14 protein-coding genes are annotated in these 16,603 nt (G+C 65.9%); 9 read left to right on the top strand and 5 right to left on the bottom strand.

Annotated features, from left to right (window positions below; genetic code table 11):
• Window positions 1-48 precede the first annotated feature (48 nt).
• The 7 genes from AB4Z27_RS03260 (at window position 49) to AB4Z27_RS03230 (ending at window position 7,134) form a co-directional block, all read left to right on the top strand.
• A complete protein-coding gene (locus AB4Z27_RS03260) occupies window positions 49-633 on the top strand; it encodes a cytochrome b (protein WP_441643893.1) in 585 nt (194 codons plus the stop codon).
• Window positions 634-666: 33 nt separating this feature from the next.
• Complete coding sequence (locus tag AB4Z27_RS03255; protein ID WP_092298836.1) at window positions 667-1,242, top strand: YceI family protein; 576 nt, start codon at window positions 667-669, stop codon at window positions 1,240-1,242.
• A gap of 79 nt (window positions 1,243-1,321) precedes the next feature.
• Window positions 1,322-1,912, top strand: a complete 591-nt coding sequence (locus AB4Z27_RS03250; RefSeq protein WP_092298839.1) for a YceI family protein — start codon at window positions 1,322-1,324, stop codon at window positions 1,910-1,912.
• Between the two features lie 334 nt (window positions 1,913-2,246).
• Entirely contained in the window at window positions 2,247-3,638 is a 1,392-nt protein-coding gene (locus AB4Z27_RS03245; protein WP_092298842.1) for a class I SAM-dependent methyltransferase, read from the top strand.
• Window positions 3,610-4,998 carry a sensor histidine kinase gene (locus tag AB4Z27_RS03240; protein WP_255370932.1) on the top strand — a complete coding sequence of 463 codons (1,389 nt, stop codon included), beginning with the start codon at window positions 3,610-3,612 and terminating at the stop codon, window positions 4,996-4,998. The genes AB4Z27_RS03245 and AB4Z27_RS03240 overlap by 29 nt, the downstream gene beginning before the upstream one ends.
• Before the next feature lie 7 nt (window positions 4,999-5,005).
• Window positions 5,006-6,139, top strand: coding sequence for a hybrid sensor histidine kinase/response regulator (locus tag AB4Z27_RS03235; RefSeq protein WP_092298845.1), 1,134 nt, complete (start codon window positions 5,006-5,008; stop codon window positions 6,137-6,139).
• The gene (locus tag AB4Z27_RS03230) at window positions 6,136-7,134 is read left to right on the top strand and encodes a response regulator (RefSeq protein WP_441643892.1); all 999 of its coding nucleotides are present in this window, start codon (window positions 6,136-6,138) and stop codon (window positions 7,132-7,134) included. Before AB4Z27_RS03235 ends, AB4Z27_RS03230 begins: the two co-directional genes overlap by 4 nt.
• Before the next feature lie 67 nt (window positions 7,135-7,201).
• Here AB4Z27_RS03230 and secF read toward each other — a convergent pair whose 3' ends face one another.
• From secF to queA, 5 genes are all read right to left on the bottom strand, one after another.
• Complete coding sequence (gene secF / locus AB4Z27_RS03225) at window positions 7,202-8,176, bottom strand: protein translocase subunit SecF (protein WP_092298851.1); 975 nt, start codon at window positions 8,174-8,176, stop codon at window positions 7,202-7,204.
• Between the two features lie 24 nt (window positions 8,177-8,200).
• Window positions 8,201-10,066, bottom strand: a complete 1,866-nt coding sequence (secD, locus tag AB4Z27_RS03220; protein WP_092298854.1) for a protein translocase subunit SecD — start codon at window positions 10,064-10,066, stop codon at window positions 8,201-8,203.
• A 237-nt stretch (window positions 10,067-10,303) separates the two neighbouring features.
• Complete coding sequence (yajC, locus tag AB4Z27_RS03215; protein ID WP_092298857.1) at window positions 10,304-10,630, bottom strand: preprotein translocase subunit YajC; 327 nt, start codon at window positions 10,628-10,630, stop codon at window positions 10,304-10,306.
• 211 nt (window positions 10,631-10,841) lie between these two features.
• Entirely contained in the window at window positions 10,842-11,972 is a 1,131-nt protein-coding gene (gene tgt / locus AB4Z27_RS03210; RefSeq protein ID WP_092298860.1) for a tRNA guanosine(34) transglycosylase Tgt, read from the bottom strand.
• Window positions 11,973-11,987: 15 nt separating this feature from the next.
• The gene (gene queA / locus AB4Z27_RS03205) at window positions 11,988-13,040 is read right to left on the bottom strand and encodes a tRNA preQ1(34) S-adenosylmethionine ribosyltransferase-isomerase QueA (RefSeq protein WP_441592274.1); all 1,053 of its coding nucleotides are present in this window, start codon (window positions 13,038-13,040) and stop codon (window positions 11,988-11,990) included.
• A 151-nt stretch (window positions 13,041-13,191) separates the two neighbouring features.
• Between queA and recG the strand changes: the two genes are divergently transcribed.
• Both recG and AB4Z27_RS03195 read left to right on the top strand, forming a co-directional pair.
• Window positions 13,192-15,378 carry an ATP-dependent DNA helicase RecG gene (recG, locus tag AB4Z27_RS03200; protein WP_092298866.1) on the top strand — a complete coding sequence of 729 codons (2,187 nt, stop codon included), beginning with the start codon at window positions 13,192-13,194 and terminating at the stop codon, window positions 15,376-15,378.
• A gap of 110 nt (window positions 15,379-15,488) precedes the next feature.
• Window positions 15,489-16,445 carry a LysR substrate-binding domain-containing protein gene (locus AB4Z27_RS03195; RefSeq protein ID WP_092298869.1) on the top strand — a complete coding sequence of 319 codons (957 nt, stop codon included), beginning with the start codon at window positions 15,489-15,491 and terminating at the stop codon, window positions 16,443-16,445.
• The last annotated feature ends 158 nt before the right edge of the window (window positions 16,446-16,603 follow it).

Here is a 16,603-nt window from a genome sequence, read left to right as displayed (position 1 = left end):
GGCCGGTCCGGACGATCGCTATAAGAAAAATCGAAGGGATTCACAGACATGACTTCATACGGGGTGCACAGCGTCGCGCGCAGTCGCGGCGGCAATGGTGCCAATGGCTACACGGCGACCGCTATCGGCCTGCACTGGCTGATCGCGTTCGGCATTTTCGCGGCGTTCGGGCTRGGCCTGTACATGACCGGCATTCCGGGCCTGACGCCGACCAAGCTCAAGCTCTTCTCGTGGCATAAATGGCTCGGCGTGACGATCTTCGCCGTGGCCGTGCTGCGCGTGCTGTGGCGCGCTACCCACGTCGCACCGCCCGTGGCGGCCGGCACGCCGGCCTGGCAGGCCGGCGCCGCCGCCGCCGCGCACCATCTGCTGTATGTGCTGATTATCGTGGTGCCGCTGACCGGCTACTTCTATAGCCTATCGGCCGGCGTGCCGGTGGTCTACCTGGGTCTCTGGAAGATGCCGGTACTGATCGAGGCCAATACCACGCTCAAGCCGATCCTGCAGGCCGCCCACGCCTGGCTCAACTACCTGATGGCAGGTATCGTGCTGCTGCACGCGGCCGCCGCCATCAAGCACCAGGTGATCGACCGCGACGGCACGCTCGCCCGGATGATTCCGTTCCTGCGCTGAATGACATCGTATTTTCCTGAGAGGAGTGCACCGATGAAACGCATGACCCGTCCTGGCGCCATCGTCGTGGCCGCCGCGCTGGCCACGGCCGGCCTTGCCGCCAACCTGGCCTGGGCGCAGATCGACACAGCCAAGAGCACCGTCACCGCCACGGCGCGGCAGATCGGCGTGCCGATGGAAGGCAAGTTCAAGAAATTCGACGCAACGGTCGATTTCGACCCGGCCAAGCTGGCCACGTCGTCCGCCAAGGTGGAAATCGACGTGTCGAGCTTCGAGATCGGCGATGCCGAGACCACCAAGGAGGTCAAGGGCAAGGACTGGTTCGACGCTGCCAAGTATCCCAAGGCCGTGTTCCAGTCCACCGCCATCAAGGCCGGCGCGGCGGGCAAGTACGATGTGACTGGCAAGCTGACCATCAAGGGCAAGACCCTGGACGTGGTGGTGCCTGCCACGTACAAGCAGGACGCGGCAGGGCAGGTGTTCGACGGTGTGCTGCCGATCAAGCGCACCGTGTTCAATATCGGCGACGGCGAATGGAAGGACACTTCCGTGGTGGCCGACGACGTGCAGATCAAGTTCCACATCGTAACCCCGGCGAAGAAGGGCTGAGGCAGGCCGCGTGCCCGCCCATCGATTTCCTCGCTGTATTTCGACTTTCCTCTCCAACCTTTTGACGGGAGACCTAGACATGAAGATGCGCACCCTGTTCGCGGCTGTTGCCGCTGCCTCCGCCACGCTGGCCGCCGGCGCCGCCATGGCCAATGCCGTGACCTACAACGTGGACCCGACCCACACCTACCCGAGCTTCGAGGCCGACCACCTGGGTGGCCTGTCCAACTGGCGCGGCAAGTTCGACAAGTCGACCGGCGTGGTCACGCTGGACCGCGCGGCCAAGGCCGGCACGGTCGAGATCAAGATCGACCCGTCGTCGATCGACTTCGGCAACGCCAAGCTGAACGAGCATGCCAAGGGCCCGGAAATGTTCGACGTGCAGGCCTTCCCGGAAGCCACGTACAAGGGCAAGTTCTCGAAGTTCAAGGGCGACGTGCCGACCGAAGTGGATGGCGTGCTGACGCTGCGCGGCGTGTCCAAGCCGGTGAAGCTGGAAATCCGCCAGTTCAAGTGCATCGAACACCCGATGCTCAAGCGCGAGGCATGCGGCGCCGATGCGGTGGGCCAGTTCAACCGCGCGGACTTCGGCATCGACTACGGCGCGAAGTACGGTTTCAAACAGGACGTCAAGCTGGCGATCCAGGTGGAAGCCGTCAAGGCGGACTAAGTCAGGCGTTTGTTACAAGACGCGAAGGGCCGGCAACACGCCGGCCCTTTTTTTCGTTCCTGCCGATACCCCTCTTCATGGCGCGGAAGCAATGTTGTATGGTTTCCGACAGCCACAGTACAATGGCTCGCCGCAGTCCCACCTTCGGGGGCGCCGCGCCTGCCATTCCTGGCGTGCGTCTGCCCCATAACCGGTCACGCGCATTGTTATGAGTATTGGCTGCATTCCCTGATTCCGGTATCCCCGCCGCAAGCTTCTTGCCTGAGCTGTACCCGGCCGGCCCCTTCGGGTGCCCCGGCCCGCAGCGTTCCCTGGATTTCCCTGGCGCGATACCGTGTACTCCAAAACGCAAATCGATCCGGTAGTTAGCTTCCGCAACTCGCAGGGCGAGCAGGTGCGGGGCACGATCATCAATCTCCAGCGCAAGTCGCTGGTGATGGAAATCTACAATCCTTACTCGATCGTTCAGGTCAGCGAGGTGCTCAGTGAGCTGAGCGTGCGGATGGGGGCGAAGAACGCCTACCTCGGCAAGGCCGTGGTCATGAGCCTGGTGAATACCGGCCTGACCGCCGTGGTCTCCCTGACGCTGATCGACGAATGGCGCGAGCTGACCGACGTCAACGACGCACCGAAATCGGTCGCGCGCGAAGCCGAGCTCTTCGTGCAGGACTGGGACACCCGTTTCAATATCCGCCGCGACTACCAGATCGTGGTCAACGAGATGCGCGCGTATCTCTCGGAGGTGTCGCGCTGGGTCGAGCAGGTGGACCTGACCGAGTCGCTGCCGAAGACCGAGGGGCGCCTGCGCGAGGACGTGTTCTACGAGCTGGCCGTGCCGCTGATGGGCAAGGTCAAGGTCTACCTGGACTGGCTCGAGGGCGAGGCCCAGCAGGTGGACCCCGAGATCGCCCCGGTGCACCGTACCTACGCCCAGGCGGCCCTGCACCCGCTGCTGCTGCGAGCCCCGTTCGTCTATCGGACATTTACGAAGCCGCTCGGCTATGCCGGCGACTACGAGATGGTCAACCAGATCCTGAGCGACCCGCAACAGGGGCCGACCACGTACTTCCAGATCGTCAACACGGCGTTTCTGAAGGCGGCGGTGGCCACCGCGCACCGCAACCGGATCGACCTGCTGGTCGATTACCTGACMCGCCAAGCCGAGCGCGCGCGCGCCGAAGGCCGGCCGTTCCGCGTGCTGAACGTGGGCTGCGGGCCGGCGTTCGAGATCCAGCGCTTCGTGCGCGAGTATCCGAATCCGGAACTGCTGTCGTTCCAGCTCGTGGATTTCAGCGAGGAAACGCTCGCTTACACGCGCAGTTCCATCGAGCGCTCGGCGGCTTCGGCCGGGCACAAGGTGTCCGTCGACATGGTCCACCAGTCGGTGCATGACCTGCTCAAGCGCCGCATCTCGCCCGACGACCCCACCACGCGTACGTTCGACGCCGTGTACTGCGCCGGGCTGTTCGACTACCTGTCGGACAAGGTCTGCGCGCGGCTGCTGACCTATTTCGCCTCGCGCACGCGCCCGGGCGGCAACCTGCTGGTTACGAATGTCCACTCCGACAACCCCGAGAAGTTCGGGATGGAGCACCTGCTGGAGTGGTACCTGATCTACCGCGACGAGGCCAGTATGGCCTCGCTGCTGCCGGAGAACTCGAATGCCCACCGACTCTATGTCGATGAAACCGGCGTCAATGTCTTCGCCGAAGCCGCTATCCAGTGACGCCGAGGCGGCGCCGTCCGCCCCGGCCGCGCGTGGCAACGAGCTGTACGCCGGCTACCAGTCCGAACTGGCCGACTTCCGCCTGGCGTTCAGCCGGGGCGGCGCCTACACGGCCATCGTACTGGTGCTGCTGGGCGTAGGGCTCGACTACGGCCAGTATCCGGACAAGCAGCTGCCATTCGCCGTGGCGCGGATCGTGGTGTCGCTGCTGATCGCCGGGGTGATCGTCGCGCTGTACAGCAACGCCGGCCGCCGCTTCGCGCCGTGGCTGACGATGTCGTGGCTGCTGCTGCCGCAGGTCATGATCGCGTGGATGATCTCGCAGACCGAAGGCGTGGAGTCGCCGTACTACGTGGGCCTGAACCTGGCGATCTTCGCCTCGGGTATCGCGCTGCCGTTCGGGCTCTGGCAGAACCTCGTCTTCGGCGTGCTCTCGTACCTGCTCTACGCCGCGGCGTGTTTGCTGCACTCGGGCGGCGTCGAGCCGATGGGCACTTTCATCGTCAATTCGCTGTTCCTGCTCTTTGCCGCGGCGGCCAGTGGCGTGTACACGTTCTTTAATGAACGGGCGCGCTTCATGCTGTTCCGCCTGAAGGCCGAAGTGGCTGACAAGAACACCGAACTCGAGGTCATCAACCGCAAGCTGGTCGATATCAAGGGCCAGATGCTCCAGCAGGAGAAGATGGCGGCCATCGGTACGCTGGCGGCGGGGTTGCTGCACGAAGTCAACAATCCGGTGAACTTCTGCCTGATGGCGATCGAGGTGGCCATGGAGGAACCGGTCACCAAGAACGAGCCGGGCCTCGAGGAATGCCTGGTCGATGCCAAGCAGGGCATGCAGCGCATCCAGCATATCGTCTCCGACCTGAAGACATTCGCCTACCGCAAGCCGGGGGCCGAGGTGGAGGGCACCCCGTTCCTGTTCGAGAAGGCGCTCGACTCATCGGTCCGGCTGACCGCGCACGAGTTGCGCGGCGTAAAGGTCACGCGCGAATTGCCCGACGATACGCTGGTGATGGGCGACGAAGCGGCCATTATCGGCGTGCTGATCAACCTTTTCTCGAATGCCGCGCTGGCCATGCGAAAGGCCGGTACGCAGCAGCCTGCCATCCACACCACGGTGAAGTGGACCGATGGGCGGATGCACGTGGCCGTACGCGACAACGGGCCGGGCATCGCGCCGGAGCATCTCGCGCGCGTGTTCGAGCCGTTCTTCACCACCCGCGAGGTGGGCCAGGGGCTTGGCCTCGGGCTGTCGATCAGCTACGCGGTTGTCGAGCGCCACGGCGGCGTGCTGTTTGCCGAGAGCGAACTGGGCCAGTGGGCCGCGTTCAGCTTCGACCTGCCGCGCGCGGAGTGAGGGGGCAATGAGCGATACCAGCCAGCCGCGCCCGACCGTGCTCTACGTCGATGACGAAGAGATGGCGTGCAAATACTTCGCGCGGGCCGTCGGCAACGAATATGAGGTGCTGTCGGCCACCAGCGCCGATGCCGCCATGGCGGTGCTGCACGCACATCACGCGCAGATTTCCATTCTAGTAACCGATTTCCGCATGCCGGGGCGTGATGGCGGTGATTTGCTGCGCCAGGTGGCGCAGGAATACCCGCACATCGTCCGCCTGCTCGTGACGGCCTATGCCGACAAGGACATGCTGCTGAAGACCGTGAACAGCGGCGAGGTCTTCCGCATCCTGGAAAAGCCGCTGGCCGTGGCCGAGATCCGCGACGTGCTGCGGCTGGCCGGCGAGCGCCACCGGGAACGCGCGGTMCGYCAGCAGCGSCTGATGGCCATCGACGAGACGCTGGCGTTCCTGGCCCAYGARCTGAACACCCCGCTGGCGGCCATCGCCAACTTCGCGCGCGGCATCGGCTCGCGCGTGGCGGGCGAGTACAGCCCGCAGCGCAACGCCGAGATCGGCCATGCGGCCGGTGCGATGCATGACAACGCCCAGTATTGCCTGGCAGTGCTGTCGTCGTTCCTGCAGTCCGTGCGCAGCAGCGCGGGCACGGTGGCGCCCAAGCCGGGTGTTGGGCAGGAGGTCAGCGCGGGCGCGCTGGTGGCATCGCTACTGGATACCTATCCTTTTGCCGATAACCAACGTGACTGGGTGCAAGTTGAGCTGCATGGCGATTTTCCGGTGCCGACGCTGCCGAATTGCGTGGCGCTGGTGCTGTCGTCCGTCATGAGCAACGCGCTGCGGGCGCTGGGCGACGTGCCCACGCCGGCGCTGCGCTTCGTGGTGGTGGCTGGCGAGCGCCCCGAGATCCGTATTGCTGACAATGGTCCCGGCATTCCCCCGGAAGTGATGGACCGGCTGCTTGTGGACCCGGTCACGACGCACGCGGCGGCCGGCGGCAGCGGCCTCGGCATGATTTTCTGCAACCGCGTGATGCAGTCGTTCGGCGGCGGCATCCGCATTGCSTCGGCAACCGGGGCCGGCACCACCGTTACCCTCGATTTCCCAAATTTCAAGAATCGTATGCACAGGAGTGATCGATGAGCGAACTGAATACTACGCAGGCACCCCCGGCGATTCTGTTCGTCGATGACGAGGCCACGGCCGTCAAATACTTCCAGCGCGCCATTGGCCAGCTGGCTCCGGTGGTAACCGGCGGCTCGGTGGAGGAGGGCAAGGCCCTGCTCGACGCCCATGCCGATAGCCTCGCCGTGCTGGTTTCGGACCAGCGCATGCCGGGCGAGTATGGCAATGAACTGCTGCGCTACGCGCGCGAGCGCTACCCGCACATTGTGCGCATCCTGACCACGGCCTATTCGGAACTGGACCAGACCGTGGAAGCGGTGAACCAGGGCCAGATCCATCGCTATATCAAGAAGCCGTGGGATATCACCGCGCTGCGCATGGAGCTGAAGCAGGCGCTGGAGCTGGCCGGGCTGCGCAAGGAGCGTGACCAATTGCTGCGCGAGAAGCTGTCGGTGCTGCAAAAGCAGACCGTGGCCACGCGCGTCGGCATGGTGCAGGCGTTGTGCGCGAGCCTGATCGGCCCGGGCCGCTTCCAGCCGGTGGAAACCTATCTCGCCGGCACCTCGCTGGCTGGCGCGCGCAACGCGGAACCTGACTGGCAACGCCTGGACTACGCCGATCTGGTCGGCGCGGAGAGYCAGCGCAGCGGCACGTTCGGCCACGCAGTGGGCAAGCGGCTCRTCGAATTGCGAGGTCGTCTGGCCGGGAAGGGTGCCGCCGACGCGGTGGCGGTCCTCGCCGAAACGCTGGGCGACGGCGCCGTGCGGCGCGACGGCGATACTGTGACCTGGCTGGCCCCGTCGGCGCTCGGCGAGTTCGTTGGCAACCCGGTGGGCGAGGTGGTTTCGGCYGGGCACGCCGACTGGCTGGCCGTTCTGCTATGGATCGAGGAAGCCGGTGGCGCGCTGAAGTTGCAGCGCGAGGCCGATGCCATCTCGGCACGCGCCGGCGTGCGGACCGAGACGTTCGCTTCGGACCGCCTCGCGGTGTGGATCGAGCAGCTGTCGGACTAAGCCTGCGGCATAGCAACGAAAAAGGCGCCCTCGGGCGCCTTTTTCGTTTCCAGCGTGCCAGCAGCCGTCAGGCCTGCGCGCCGAAGTTCGGGTCGTTGCGGTCGTTGGTATCGCCGGGCTTCTTCTCGCCCTTGATCAGGTCCTCGCGCTTCACGCCCAGCCACATCGCCAGCGCCGCAGCCACGAACACCGACGAATAGATACCGAACAGGATACCCACCGTCAGGGCCAGCGCGAAGTAATGGAGCGTCGGGCCGCCGAAGAAGAACATCGACAGCACCATCATTTCGGTCGAACCGTGCGTGATGATGGTCCGCGACATCGTGCTGGTGATCGCGTTGTCGATGACCTCGTGCGTGGTCATCTTGCGGTACTTGCGGAAGTTCTCGCGAATCCGGTCGAAGATCACGACCGACTCGTTGACCGAGTAACCCAGCACCGCCAGCACCGCCGCGAGCACCGACAGCGAGAATTCCCACTGGAAGAACGCGAAGAAGCCCAGGATGATCACGATGTCGTGCAGGTTGGCGATGATGCCCGCCACCGCGAACTTCCACTCGAAGCGGAACGACAGGTAGATCACGATGCCGGCCACCACGCACAGCAGCGCCAGCAGGCCATCCGTGGCCAGTTCCTTGCCCACCTGCGGGCCGACGAACTCCACGCGCTGGAGCTTCACGTCCGGCGTGGCGGCCTGCAGCGCGCCCATGACCTGCTCGCTCTGCTGGGCCGAGGTCACCGGCTTGCCGTCCGGACCCTTCTGCAGCGGCAGACGGATCATGATGTCGCGCGAGGTGCCAAAGTTCTGCACCTGCACGTCGGTGTAGCCGAGCTTGCCGACCTGTCCCCGAATCTTCTCAAGGTCGGCCGCCTGCGAGTAGGTCACCTCCATCACCGTACCGCCGGTGAACTCGATCGACAGGTGCAGGCCCTTCTGCCAGAGGAAGAAGACAGCCGCGGCAAACGTCAGGAAGGAAATCACGTTGAAGACCAACGCGTGCTTCATGAACGGAATGTCGCGCTTGATGCGGAAAAATTCCATGATGTTGTCCTGATGTGTCCGTGCTTACTTGGCGACCGGCGTTTCGGTGTCCGGCTTCCAGATCTGGCCGATGGCCACGCTCTGGAGCTTCTTCTTGCGGCCGTACCAGAGGTTGACCAGGCCGCGGTTGAAGAACACCGCCGAGAACATCGAGGTCAGGATGCCCAGGCAGTGCACCACCGCGAAGCCGCGCACCGGGCCCGAACCGAAGGCCAGCAGCGCGAGGCCGGCGATCAGGGTGGTCACGTTGGAGTCCAGGATGGTGGCCCACGCGCGGTCGAAACCGACCGCGATGGCCATCTGCGGCGAGGCCCCCGAGCGCAGCTCCTCGCGGATACGCTCGTTGATCAGCACGTTGGCGTCGATGGCCATGCCCAGCACCAGCGCGATAGCGGCGATGCCCGGCAGCGTCAGCGTAGCCTGCAGCATCGACAGCACGGCAATCAGCAGCAGCAGGTTCACGCCCAGCGCGGCCACCGAGAACATGCCGAACAGCATGTAGTACAGCACCATGAACACGGCGATGGCGCCGAAGCCATAGGCCACGGAGTCGAAGCCCTTCTGGATGTTGTCCGCGCCCAGCGACGGGCCGATCGTGCGTTCCTCGATGATGTCCATCGGAGCCGCCAGCGAGCCGGCGCGCAGCAGCAGCGCCAGGTCATTGGCCGCCTCGGTCGAGTACGAGCCCGTGATCTGGAAGCTCGAACCCAGTTCCGACTGGATCGTCGCCACGGTCAGGACTTCACCTTTGCCCTTCTCGAACAGCACGATGCCCATCGGCTTGCCGATGTTCTCGCGCGACACGTCACGCAGCACGCGGCCGCCCTGGGCGTCGAGCTTGATGTTGACGGACGGGCGCTGGTTCTGGTCGAAGCCGGCCGAGGCGGATTCGATGCGGTCGCCGGTGAAAATCACCTGCTTCTTGAGGACCACCGGCGCGCCGTTGCCCTGGGTGAACAGCTCRCTGCCGAACGGCACCGGGTCGCCCGGACGCGGGTTGCGCGGCGCGTCGTTGTCGGCCAGGCGGGCCTCCAGCGTGGCCGTGCGGCCGATGATGTCCTTGGCCTTGGCGGTGTCCTGCACGCCGGGCAGCTGCACCACGATGCGGTCCGCGCCCTGTTGCTGGATCACCGGCTCGGCCACGCCGAGTTCGTTCACGCGGTTGTGCAGCGTGGTGATGTTCTGCTTGACGGCGGCGTCCTGCACGGCCTTGCGGGCTGCGTCGGTGAACGTGCCGACCACGTTGTTGCCGTCCATCGTGAACGACAGTTCCCGCAGGCTGTCGGCCAGCACGGCGCGCGCGCGGTCGCCATCGGCGGCGCTGCCGAAGCGCACGATCAGGCGGGCGCCATCGCGGTCGATGCCGCCATGGCGGATGTTCTTGTCACGGAGCAGGGTGCGGGCATCGCCGGACAGGCTGTCCAGCTTCTTGTCCACCGCGCCCTTCATGTCCACCTGGAGCAGGAAGTGCACGCCACCGCGCAAATCCAGGCCCAGGTACATTGGCAGCGCGTGCATCGCGGTCAGCCAGCGCGGCGAACCGGACAGCAGGTTCAGCGCCACCACGTAGGTCGGGTCGGCCGGATCCGGGTTCAGCGCCCGGGTCAGCGCATCCTTGGCCTTGAGCTGCTCGTCCGTGGTGCGGAAACGCGCCTTGACCGAGCCGGACTGGCCGGACACGTCGAAGAACACGCCGTCAGGCTGGAGCTGACTCTGCGCCAGCACCTCTTCCACGCGCTTCTGCATGGACAGGTCGACCTTGACGGTGGCCTTGGCGGACGAGACCTGCACGGCCGGGGCCTCGCCGAAGAAGTTCGGCAGGGTGTAGATGATGCCGATGGCCAGGGCCACCAGGATCACGATGTACTTCCAAAGCGGATAACGATTCATCTCTGGCCAGTCATTGCGGTTGGCGTGGCCGACGGGCGCGCGGGGGGCGCGCCGATCCGGCCGGACCGGTTGGCAAACAGCCGCCTGGCAGCCCTGGCCGGGTCTGGTATGGACCCGCGGGCTGGTTCAGGCGGCTGCTGGGGCATGCGCACGGCAAGATGAACAGCCGTGCTGACGAACATGCCGGGAAAATCAGGCGGGTTCAGGCGCCGCATGCGTGGCGCCCGGCGGGCCCGGTCAGAGCGACTTCAGCGAGCCCTTCGGCAGCACCGTGGTCACGGCATTCTTCTGCACGGTGACTTCGGTGCCTTCGGAGATTTCCACTACCACGTATTGCTCGTTGACCTTGACCACGCGGCCCAGGATGCCGCCGGCGGTGACGACTTCGTCATTCTTGGCCAGCGCTTCCATCATCGCCTTGGCTTCCTTCTGGCGCTTCATTTGCGGGCGGATCATGATGAACCACAGCACCGCAAACATCAGGATGATGGGCAGGAAGCTCATCAGGCCACCCGCCGCGCCACCGGCGCTGGCAGTCTGGGCAAAAGCGTTGGAAATCAGCACGTTACTTCTCCGTCACAAAGGTCAATCAGGGAATCGGGCATTCTATCACCCGTGTTTGTCCCGCCAGAGCATTCTAGGTTCGAATTGCGGGTTTGTTCGGGGTGATTTGCACGTCCTTTTCCAGACGTTGCAGACACCCGCCAACATTCGACCATGCCACCGCCCGAAGTTCATTCGGTTGTCTGGTTTTCAGAACATTCTCAAGCGGCGCCTACTTGGTCCCGCGCGCGCGGTGCTCGGCGAACTGGCGCCGGAACGGCTCGAAGCGGTGCTCCTCGATAGCCGTGCGCATCTCGCGCATCAGTTCCAGGTAGTAATAGAGGTTGTGGATCGTGTTCAGGCGCGCGCCGAGGATTTCGCCCACGCGGTGCAGGTGGTGCAGGTAGGCGCGCGAGAAATTGCGGCAGGTGTAGCAGCCGCAGGTCTCGTCCAGCGGGCGCGGGTCGTTGCGGTGGGCCGCGTTGCGGATCTTCACGTCGCCAAAGCGCGTGAACAGCCAGCCGTTGCGGGCGTTGCGGGTCGGCATCACGCAGTCGAACATGTCCACGCCCGAGGCCACGCCGGCCACCAGGTCTTCCGGCGTGCCCACGCCCATCAGGTAGTGCGGCTTGTTGGCCGGCAGGCGGGGGCCCACGTGCTCCAGCACGCGCATCATGTCTTCCTTGGGCTCGCCCACGGACAGCCCGCCGATGGCGTAGCCGTGGAAGTCCAACTCGGACAGCCCGGCCAGCGACTCGTCGCGCAGATCCTCGAACATGCCGCCCTGGACGATGCCGAACAGCGCGTTCGGGTTGTCCAGCCGCTCGAACTCGTCGCGCGAGCGCTTGGCCCAGCGCAGGCTCATGCGCATCGAGCGCGCGGCCTCGTCGTGCGTGGCGGGGCGGCCATCGATCTCATAAGGCGTGCACTCATCGAACTGCATGACGATGTCCGAGTTCAGCGTGCGCTGGATCTGCATCGAGATCTCGGGCGACAGGAACAGCTTGTCGCCATTCACCGGCGACGCGAACGTGACCCCATCTTCGGTGATCTTGCGTAGTTCTCCGAGTGAAAACACCTGAAAACCGCCTGAATCGGTCAGGATGGGCTTGTCCCAGCCGACAAAGCGATGCAGGCCCTCATGCGCCTCCACCACGTCCAGCCCGGGGCGCAGCCACAGGTGGAAGGTGTTGCCGAGGATGATCTGCGCGCCGATCTCGTTCAGTTCGAGCGGCGACATGGCCTTGACCGAGCCATAGGTGCCCACGGGCATGAAGATGGGCGTCTCCACGACGCCGTGGTTCAGGGTGACGCGGCCGCGGCGGGCGTTGCCATCGGTGGTCAGCAGTTCGAAATCGAGCATTTGGCGGGTCTCAGGTCAGTCCAGGCGGGTCAACAGCATGGCGTCGCCGTAGCTGAAGAAGCGGTAGCGTTGATCCACGGCGTGGCGATAGGTGGCGCGGATGGCCTCCACGCCGGCCAGCGCCGAGACCAGCATCAGCAGCGTGGACTTGGGCAGGTGGAAGTTGGTGATCAGGGCATCGACCAGCCGGAAGCGGTACCCCGGCGTGATGAAGATGTCGGTGTCGCCGCTGTGCGGGGCCAGCGTGCCGTCCGCCGCCGCGGCGGATTCGAGCGCGCGCAGCGAGGTGGTGCCCACGGCGATCACCCGGCCGCCGCGCGCGCGGGTCTCGCGCACCGCCTCGGCCAGTTCGGGCGTGATGGCGTACCACTCCGCGTGCATCTTGTGTTCGGCGAGGTTCTCCGTCCGCACCGGCTGGAACGTGCCGGCGCCCACGTGCAGCGTCAGGAACGCGCGGCGCACGCCCTTGGCATCGAGCCGCGCGAACAGCGCGTCGTCGAAATGGAGCCCGGCCGTCGGCGCCGCCACGGCGCCCGGGTTGCGGGCATAGACGGTCTGGTAGCGGGTTTCGTCGTAGGCGTCGGGATCGTGCGTGATGTAGGGCGGCAGCGGCAGGCGGCCGTATTGCTCGATCAGGTCCAGCGCGGGCGCGGGAAAGCGCAGCGTGAAGAACTGGTCGACGCGCGGCCCCACCGTCACGGCGAAGGCATCGTCGGCCAAGTGCAGTTGGCTGCCCTCAGCGGGCGTTTTCGACGCGCGCACCTGCGCCAGCACCGTATGGCTGTCGACCACGCGCTCCACCAGCACCTCTACCCGGCCGCCGCTCGGCTTCTGGCCGAAGAAGCGCGCCTTGATCACGCGGGTGTCGTTGAAGACCAGCAGGTCGTTGGGACCGAGGTAGTCCAGGATGTCGCTGAACGCGCGGTCGACCAGRCGCACGGCGTCGGCACGGTCTTCCGGCGCGGTCCGCTCCACCACGAGCAGGCGGCTGGCGCTGCGGTCGGGCAGGGCGGATTGCGCGATCAGCTCGGGCGGCAGGGGAAAATCGAAGTCGGATAGCGTCAACATTGCTTCAGAATAGCGGGCACGGCAAGCGGGTGGCGGCACCGGGTTAGGGCGTCGTCACAGGCATGGGTACAATCGGCGAATCCGACATTGTAAGGCTTGGGACGTCCGCGCATCGGCCAGTCCCCCGTTTACCGCCCATATTCACGCGCTGATGCCAGGCACCGCCACCGACTCCCTCGACCGTCGCGACGATAGCGAAAACAGCGAACCCAGCGACCGCAACGACACGTCCGTCGAGCGCGCCCCGAAGGGCAAGCCGGCCGCGCCGGCCAAGCCGTCGTCGGCCGTGGCCCGCCTGGCCAAGCTGGGGCTGCGCCGCCCGGTGGACCTCGTGCTGCACCTGCCCATGCGCTACGAGGACGAAACCGCGCTGGAAACCATCGGCGAGGCCATCCGCCGCGCCGGCATGGGCCTGGCCGCGCAGGTGGAGGGCGAGGTCATCTCGAACGAGGTTACCTTCCGGCCGCGCCGCCAGCTGGTGGTCAAGATCGCCGACGACACCGGCGAGCTGACGCTCCGCTTTCTCAATTTCTATGGCAGCCAGACCAAGCAGATGGCCGAAGGCGTGCGCCTGCGCGTGCGCGGCGAGATCCGCGGCGGCTTCTTCGGCGCCGAGATGGTCCACCCGCAGGTGCGCCCCGTGGTGCCCGGCGAGGCCCTGCCAGACCGCCTGACCCCGGTCTATCCCGCCACGGCCGGCATCTCGCAAGCCTATCTGCGCAAGGCGATTGGCGGGGCGATGTCCCGCACGCCGATGCCCGAGACGCTGCCGCAGGCCGTGCTGCAGGGCCCGGTTGCCCAGCTAAAGCTGGCGCCGCTGGCCGATTGCCTGCGCCTGCTGCACAACCCGCCGCCGCAGGAGAGCGAGGCCGCGCTGGCGGACCGCTCGCACCCGGCCTGGCAGCGGATCAAATTCGACGAATTGCTGGCCCAGCAGATCTCGCTGCGGCGCTCGCAGGCCGCGCGGCGCGAGAAGAACGCGCCGTCGATGCCGCGCCACGCGGACGGGCTGCTCACGCGCTTCCTGGCCGCGCTGCCGTTCCGGCTGACCGGGGCGCAGGAGCGCGTGGTGGAGGAGATTGCCGCCGACATGACGCGCCCGCACCCGATGCACCGCCTGCTCCAGGGCGACGTGGGCAGCGGCAAGACCATCGTGGCCGCGCTGGCCGCCTGCCAGGCCATCGACGCCGGTTATCAGGCCGCCCTGATGGCACCCACTGAAATCCTCGCCGAGCAACACTTCCGCAAGCTTTCCGCGTGGCTGGAGCCGCTGGGCGTGCCCGTGGTCTGGCTGGCCGGCAGCCTCAAGGCGAAGGAGAAGCGCGAGGCCGCTGCGCGCGTGGAATCGGGCGAGGCGCAGCTGGTCATCGGCACCCACGCGCTGATCCAGGACACCGTGCGCTTTGCGCGGCTCGGGCTGTCCGTGGTCGATGAACAGCACCGCTTCGGCGTGGCGCAGCGGCTGGCGCTGCGCGGCAAGGCGGGGGAGGCGGACACGAAAGCCGCGCCGGACAAGGTTCCGCATCAACTGATGATGTCGGCCACGCCGATCCCGCGCACGCTGGCCATGACCTACTACGCCGACCTCGATGTGTCCGTGATCGACGAACTGCCGCCGGGCCGCACGCCAATCGTGACCCGGCTCGTCAACGACGCGCGGCGCGACGAGGTGATCGAACGCGTGCACCACGCCGCCGCCGAGGGCCGTCAGGTCTACTGGGTGTGCCCGCTGATCGAGGAATCGGAGGCGCTCCAGCTACAGACTGCCGTCGAGACGTATGAAACGCTAATCGCCGCGCTGCCGGACCTGCGCGTGGGGCTGGTCCACGGCCGCCTGCCGCCCGCCGAGAAGGCTGCGGTCATGGGCGATTTCAGCGCCAACCGGCTCCAGGTGCTGGTGGCGACCACGGTGATCGAGGTGGGGGTGGATGTGCCGAACGCCTCGCTGATGGTGATCGAGCATGCCGAGCGCTTCGGCCTGGCCCAGCTGCACCAGCTGCGCGGGCGCGTGGGGCGGGGCAGCGCGGAATCGGTCTGCCTGCTGATGTATCAGGCGCCGCTCTCGCCCACGGCGCGCGAGCGGCTGGCCACGATGCGTGAGACCACCGATGGCTTCGAGATCGCCCGGCGCGACCTCCAGATCCGCGGCCCCGGCGAATTCCTGGGCGCGCGCCAGTCGGGCGAGGCCATGCTGCGCTTTGCCGACCTCAACACCGATGCCTGGCTGGTGGACTATGCCCAGGAAGCTGCCGAACTGATGCTGGCGCGCTTCCCCGAGGCCGTGGAAGCGCATCTTCTGCGCTGGCTGGGGGGGCGGGAGCACTTTTTGAAGGCGTGACGGCGCGTAAGACAAGTCTTATATGTGCCTAAGACRATACATTACAGTGCCGATCTGACAGAAGGCGCAATCGAAGTTAAAATCTATCGCCTAACCGAACCTGATAAGTCATGACGCTCACCGAACTCAAGTACATCGTCGCCGTGGCGCGCGAGCGCCATTTCGGCCGGGCGGCCGAGGCGTGCTTCGTTTCGCAGCCGACGCTGTCGGTGGCCATCAAGAAGCTGGAAGACGAGCTGACCGTGCAGATCTTCGAGCGCGGCACCTCCGAGGTGTCGGTGACGGCCATTGGCGAGCAGATCGTGGCCCAGGCCCAGCGCGTGCTGGAGCAGACCATGGCCATCCGCGAGATCGCCAAGCAGGGCAAGGACCCGCTGGCCGGGCCGCTGCGCGTGGGCGTGATCTATACGATCGGGCCGTACCTGTTGCCGATGCTGGTCAAGCAGATGATCGGCACGGTGCCGCAGATGCCGCTGATGCTGCAGGAAAACTATACGAACAAGCTGATCGAACTGCTCAAGCAGGGCGAGATCGACTGCGCGATCATGGCCGAGCCGTTCCCGGATTCGGGCCTGACCGTGCGCCCGCTGTACGACGAGCCCTTCGTGGTGGCCGTGCCGCGCGGCCATCAACTGGCCGAGCAGCGCAGTGTCGATCCGGACGAACTCAAGCAGCAGACCATGCTGCTGCTGGGCAGCGGGCACTGCTTCCGCGACCACGTGCTGGGCGTGTGCCCGGAGCTGTCGCGCTTCTCGCAGGCCGCCGACGGCATCCAGAAGACCTTCGAAGGGTCGTCGCTTGAGACGATTCGCCATATGGTGGCCAGCGGCGTGGGCATTACCGTGCTGCCGCGCACCTCGGTGCCCGACCTGAAGCCGCGCAACGACATGCTCGCCTACGTGCCCTTCGCCGATCCGGTGCCGGACCGCCGCGTGGTGCTGGCGTGGCGCAAGAGCTTCACGCGCCTGCCCGCCATGGAGGCGCTGGCCAATGCGGTGGCGGCGTGCGACCTGGCCGGCGTGAGCCGGATTGGCGACGCGGCGTCCGTGGAAGCGGTGGCCGCCTGAGCGGATTCTCACGACATCCACGTCGACATCGATCACGGCAGGGGCGCTTCCCTGCCGTTTTTGTTTGCGCCGCATCGAGACATAGCCAATCGCTATGCAATAGGTTGATATTATCGAATGTGAAGTTCGATAGATTTTCCTATACTTCACTCATCGAC

The sequence above is a fragment of the Cupriavidus sp. KB_39 genome (genome assembly GCF_052114485.1).
Classification (GTDB): domain Bacteria; phylum Pseudomonadota; class Gammaproteobacteria; order Burkholderiales; family Burkholderiaceae; genus Cupriavidus.
Note: the sequence above shows the minus strand (reverse complement) of the source record. Positions and strands in the feature narration are given on the sequence as shown.

Excerpts from the sequence above, each read along its gene's own strand:
- AB4Z27_RS03255 (WP_092298836.1), top strand. The coding sequence starts at position 667 with ATGAAACGCATGACCCGTCCTGGCGCCATCGTCGTGGCCGCCGCGCTG.
- AB4Z27_RS03250 (WP_092298839.1), top strand. The coding sequence starts at position 1,322 with ATGAAGATGCGCACCCTGTTCGCGGCTGTTGCCGCTGCCTCCGCCACG.
- AB4Z27_RS03240 (WP_255370932.1), top strand. The coding sequence starts at position 3,610 with ATGTCTTCGCCGAAGCCGCTATCCAGTGACGCCGAGGCGGCGCCGTCC.
- secF (WP_092298851.1), bottom strand. The coding sequence starts at position 8,176 with ATGGAATTTTTCCGCATCAAGCGCGACATTCCGTTCATGAAGCACGCG.
- tgt (WP_092298860.1), bottom strand. The coding sequence starts at position 11,972 with ATGCTCGATTTCGAACTGCTGACCACCGATGGCAACGCCCGCCGCGGC.
- recG (WP_092298866.1), top strand. The coding sequence starts at position 13,192 with ATGCCAGGCACCGCCACCGACTCCCTCGACCGTCGCGACGATAGCGAA.
- AB4Z27_RS03195 (WP_092298869.1), top strand. The coding sequence starts at position 15,489 with ATGACGCTCACCGAACTCAAGTACATCGTCGCCGTGGCGCGCGAGCGC.